The organism is Lamprobacter sp. (assembly GCF_034860625.1).
In the GTDB taxonomy this organism is placed as follows: domain Bacteria; phylum Pseudomonadota; class Gammaproteobacteria; order Chromatiales; family Chromatiaceae; genus Lamprobacter.
In genome coordinates this window covers 1-4,903 of the sequence record NZ_JAYESN010000229.1, presented here as the reverse complement: position 1 = coordinate 4,903, position 4,903 = coordinate 1, and the positions used below count along the sequence as shown (strand labels likewise).

Sequence of the window (4,903 nt, the reverse complement as noted above, 5' to 3'; positions counted from 1 at the left end):
CTTGAAACACTGTCAAGCGCTTCGGCAATGACGCCTTTCGTCCAGCTGGCCAGCCGGCGATTGACGTTCTTGCCGAAGGACTTGCCCGCCATTGGCGCGGTTAAATCTTCTGCCGCAATGACGGCGGCTTTGTCGACCACTTTGTTCACCGACTGAAACACCAGATCGCGGATGCGCGCGTGGGTCTTGTCCATCTGCCGGTGGAGCTTCTTGCGCCCGAGGTTGAAGTGGCGAATGTGCGCGCGCTTGCGCGGGTTGCGGGTGTTATTGGCGAGCGCGCGCAGTTTGGATCGGCGCTGATACTTGGCTTTGAGCTTGTCGGATTGTTCGGTCAGTATTCGGCCCAGTTCCTGGCCGTGGTGCTCACCGTCGGAATCGACCAGCACTTCGGAGTAGCCTTTATCGACGCCGATGGTGCGCGCGCCGCAGTTCTGTTGGGTCTCGACATCAATGGCGGTGTGAACTTCAATGCGGTCATCCTCTTTCATGATGATGCGCAGGGTTCCGGTTGGCGCGACCGTGGTATCGAGCGGAATGGCGATGCGCTGGCCTTTGACTAAGCCAGGGATTTTGATCCAGACGCGCCCGCCGAGTTGAAAGGTGGTGTAGTTATCCGAACGGACGATGATTTGGTTGTGGGTGCGGTTATGCCCGCGATGCCAATGCTGACGCATGACCCGGCGCAGATAAGCATCGCTTGTCCATTCGTTGCGCTTGAGGGCGGTAAACAGGCGTTTTTGCTCGGTCTTGTCCTGGGTGTGGCGCCAGATGCAGCGGCGCGCCTTGACTTTGGCCGCTTCCATGCCGGCGGTGATGTCGCCCTTGGCATCGCGCAACGTTTCTTTCCAAGCATTCGCTGAAACCGGAAAAACGCGCCTTTCCTTCAACCAACCATCACGAATTTGCCGATCCGAGAGACCCACGCCACCGATAGACCCGAACCGCTGCCAGACCTCGGAGCGCACTTGACCAAGACGGCGCGCTTGCTCGCGCAAGGCGGCGACTTTGCCCTGATTCGGGCGCTTGGCGTTCAGAATGCGCGTGACCTTCATTCGCAGGTGTCCTTTGGTCAGTGAATGGGCATGTCGGCGTAATCTTCCTTGATTTGATGCTTGTACTTGCGCATCCCAGACAGCCGGCAACTGAAGGTATGCACAATCGCCAGCAAATCCTCGACCATTTCTTGTTCAGGGGATAGCGAGTCCTGGTTAACCACCACGATCTCGCAGCCGTTTTCCTCGGCGATGTGCGCGAACAGATCAAACCCAAAGCGCATCAGCCGGTCTTTGTGGGCGATCAGCAGCAAGCGCACTTCCCCGCGCTGAATCCGATCGACCAGGGCGAGAAAGCGCTTGCGCTTGAAGTTCATCCCCCCGCCGATCTCTTGTATCCACTCATCCACTGCGATGCCGGCGCCCAGGCAGTAGGTTTCCATCGCGCTGACTTGGGAGGCCAGATCATCCTTTTGGCCCGCGCTCGAGACCCGGCAGTAGACCACCACGTCCCGGGTCTTCGGCGCCCCTCCCATCATCAGGCGCACATCAGACTCATCAAAGTAGCGATGCCCCGAAGGCAGTCGCTTGGCTTGCAGCTTCCCCTCGGTTTCCCAGCGCCGGATCGTCTGCGGCGAGCGGCCAATGCGCTTGGCGAACTCACCGATACTGTAGCGATTACTCATAACGAGTAATTATACAGTATTATGAATACTTATGAAGGAACAGTTTCTCGCTCCTGGTTGATATGATTGGAGCCACGCTGCAATCGACGCAGTTGCCTGAGCGCCTCGCGCGGCTGCGTGGTGTCACCTAAACTCGACAGCGGTCTCCTTCCCGGCTGAATCGTGCCGGGCTTGCATGCAACGGGCACGCCCGAGGTCATCTCCGCTTGTCCATAGAACAACAAGACATGCGAAAGATCAAATATATGAAATTCCATATCTGCTAGGCTTGTTGTCAGAGTTAGCCGTCGCCGAGGTCGTCTTCAGTACCTATCCAGCAACTGCTTCCCTCATTTGAGAGCCAGTGTCCGGCAATCATCGGGAAGTCGACCATGCATCGCTGCCAAGCAACGACGGCCACGCCCCCCGCATCCGGAGCCTCCCCATGCCCGATCCCTTCGCCTGGCTCGGCGATCTCATCGCCTATTCGCTAGTCGGTCTGAGCCCAGACTCGGCCACGGGCGCCGCGCTGCAATTCTTCGTCATGGACGTGGCGAAGATCTTCGCGCTCTTGGTCATCATCATCTACCTGATGGGCCTGCTGCGCGCGCTGATTTCGCCGGAGCGGGTGCGCGAGTTCGTGCGCGGCCGCCCGGATTGGCAGGCACGCGGCATGGCCGTGGGCCTGGGCGCGATGACGCCGTTCTGCTCCTGCTCCTCGGTGCCGCTGTTCATCGGCTTCGTCGAGGCCGGCATTCCGCTCGGGGTGACCTTCTCGTTCCTGATCGCCTCGCCGATGATCAACGAGGTCGCTGCCGTGCTCCTGATCGGCATTCTCGGCTGGAAGCTCGCGGCGCTCTACATCGGCGCTGGACTGATCGTGGCCTGGTTCGGTGGCATCATCATGCAGCGCTTCAAGCCCGAGCGCTGGGTCGAGGACTATGTCTGGAAGATCCACATGGGCGAGATGGCCGCTCAACGTCCAGACACCAGCCTGCGTGGGCGCCACCGGTTCGCGGTGGCCGAGGTCCGTGAGATCCTACGCCGGATCTGGAAGTGGGTCTTCATCGGCATCGGTGTTGGCGCCCTCTTCCACGGCTATGTGCCGGATGACTGGGTCGTCAAGCATCTCGGCGACGGTCAGTGGCTCGCCGTCCCCGCGGCCGTGCTGGTCGGTATTCCGCTCTACTCCAACGCCACCGGCGTCATCCCGGTCGCCGAGGCGATGCTGGGCAAGGGCGTCGCCGTGGGCACGGTACTGGCCTTCATGATGAGCATCGCGGCCCTCTCGATCCCGGAGATGCTGATCCTGCGCAAGGTCATCCGCTGGCAGGCGCTAGCGCTGTTTGCCGGTGTGCTTGGGGTGTCCTTCGTGCTGGTGGGTTGGGGCTTTAATCTCATTACCTGATGAGATTCAAGGGTGTAAAGGCGTCAAACCAACGCTTCCCAGTCCGGATAGCTGAGCCCTGGAATGCGCTGCGTGCGAACGGGCAGCCCATGATGGCGTGCATAGGCTTCCCAGTGTTGAATCTTGTGGGCTAGGCCCTCTGGCATTCCGGCATCCATCCAACGCATCCGATCAGCCCAGGTTTGCTCGCTGCGGATGAGCGGCCAGCCATGCAACGCTAGCCAGAGCGCCAATGTCGGCTCCCAACGCAGCCATTGAGTCTCATCTTTGCGCTCGGCCTCGCTGCGATGGTCTTGCCAACACAACTGCTTGCCGTTGCGCGTTGCGGTGATGAGCGGCTTCTGGTCGTGCTCAGACAGCAGATCCATCCCCGCCTGCCTGACCCGAACCTGCGGCGCTGGCTGCTCGCGCCAACGCACGAGGCTCAGCGCATGTTTCCAGTTGACCACCGCGAAACCACCCTTGAGATACAGCCGCACCGCCGACGGCCAAAGCCAGTCCGTCTCCAGTCGCAGCGCCGACAGCCCCACCTGCTCCACAGCGGCAAAGAGCGCCTTCAACACGCGCTTGGCATGGCCCTGTTGGCGACACTCCGGAAAGACATACAGGCTGGCGAAACCCAGGTGCGGTCCAGCCCAGCCCCAATCCCAGACCTGCAACGCCAGGGTGCCCAGCCGGATGCCATCAGCAACCAGCCAATAGGACTGGTACCAGTCGAACTTGCGCGGGTCGGTAATCCGCTCGTCGGGCAGCAGCAGGCGTTCGGACCAGATGTCGATGTCGGCCTCCGTCATCGCACGGGGGTCCAGCAATGCAGCGGGGTTCTCAACCCGGTGATCGAGAAAACTGCACAGCTCACAAGCACGCCAGAGGGTGCAAGCGTCGGTATCATCCAGATCGAGCGGCACCAGGGCCGGCACCGCCAGCCGCAGCAGCGCGGCCACTTGCTGGTGCAGGTCTTTCAATTCAGCCTCATCGAGCATCATCAACCCCGCTCGCAAATGAGCCCCTCCCAGCCTTGCGCTTGAGCGGGCCTGCCCACCGATAGGTGGTCTTCATAGTGCGACGCAGGGGCTTGCCAAGGCAACAGTCACCGACGAAGATCGATGCCAATCGTCTCATCAGGACACTGAGTATCTGTCAGCGCGAGGCCCAATGAGCATCGATCCCCGACTCCTACAGGCCAACGAACTCGGCATCCGCTTGGAGATCGTCAATGGCCTGGCGATTTGGGAGGTGCAGCCTGCTGGTGCTGCATGTCCGCCAGGGCCAGGTCAGCCGACAGGTTGCCGCGCAGGAGATCCGGCTCCAGTGTGGCTGTGTCGTCACCGTCTGAGCGGATCATCAGCCCCGTCTAGCGCCCTCAGGCACTGAAACGCAGCCAGCAGGATGCGTCGATACATGCGGCATATCAAATATACGAAATTCCATATCTGCTAACTTTATAGGCAACTTCAAGAGACTGCCATTCCTGGTCAATATCCCAGCTGGCGACGGCAATAACGACCACGAACGCCTGCGTCACACACGTCAAACGTCACACTTCACACGTCAAACGTCTCACTTCGACAGGTACCTCCATGAAACAGATCAAAGTGCTCGGCTCTGGCTGCCGCAACTGTGAGATCACCGCCAACGCGATCACCAAGGCGGCCGAGCAGGCCGGGGTTGCCATCGAGCTGGAAAAGGTGACGGATATCGCCGCGATCATGGGCTATGGCGTGATGTCCACGCCTGGCGTGGTCATCGACGGCACGGTGGTGCACTCGGGCGGCGTGCCGGGTCCGGATCAGATCCGCACCTGGCTACAGGCCACAGAGCGACAAGCCTGATGAGCG

General features: G+C 60.6%; 5 protein-coding genes. 2 read left to right on the top strand and 3 right to left on the bottom strand.

The genetic code is table 11. From position 1 onward, the window contains the following. Both VBE63_RS24745 and VBE63_RS24740 read right to left on the bottom strand, forming a co-directional pair. The coding region (locus VBE63_RS24745) for a transposase (protein WP_323685676.1) at positions 1-1,052 on the bottom strand (1,052 nt) is incomplete at its 3' end. A 17-nt stretch (positions 1,053-1,069) separates the two neighbouring features. Then, positions 1,070-1,678 (bottom strand): IS607 family transposase, encoded by a 609-nt coding sequence (locus VBE63_RS24740; protein ID WP_323685675.1) that lies wholly within the window; start codon positions 1,676-1,678, stop codon positions 1,070-1,072. Positions 1,679-2,102: 424 nt separating this feature from the next. Between VBE63_RS24740 and VBE63_RS24735 the strand changes: the two genes are divergently transcribed. Then, a complete protein-coding gene (locus tag VBE63_RS24735) occupies positions 2,103-3,065 on the top strand; it encodes a permease (RefSeq protein ID WP_323685674.1) in 963 nt (320 codons plus the stop codon). A 23-nt stretch (positions 3,066-3,088) separates the two neighbouring features. Here the strand turns inward: VBE63_RS24735 and VBE63_RS24730 are convergent, their stop codons facing one another. Next, positions 3,089-4,051: a GNAT family N-acetyltransferase gene (locus VBE63_RS24730; protein ID WP_323685673.1), complete on the bottom strand. Its 963-nt coding sequence runs from the start codon at positions 4,049-4,051 to the stop codon at positions 3,089-3,091. Positions 4,052-4,645: 594 nt separating this feature from the next. Between VBE63_RS24730 and VBE63_RS24725 the strand changes: the two genes are divergently transcribed. Further along, on the top strand, positions 4,646-4,897 hold the full coding sequence (locus VBE63_RS24725) for a thioredoxin family protein (RefSeq protein ID WP_323685672.1): 252 nt from the start codon (positions 4,646-4,648) through the stop codon (positions 4,895-4,897). Positions 4,898-4,903 lie beyond the last annotated feature (6 nt).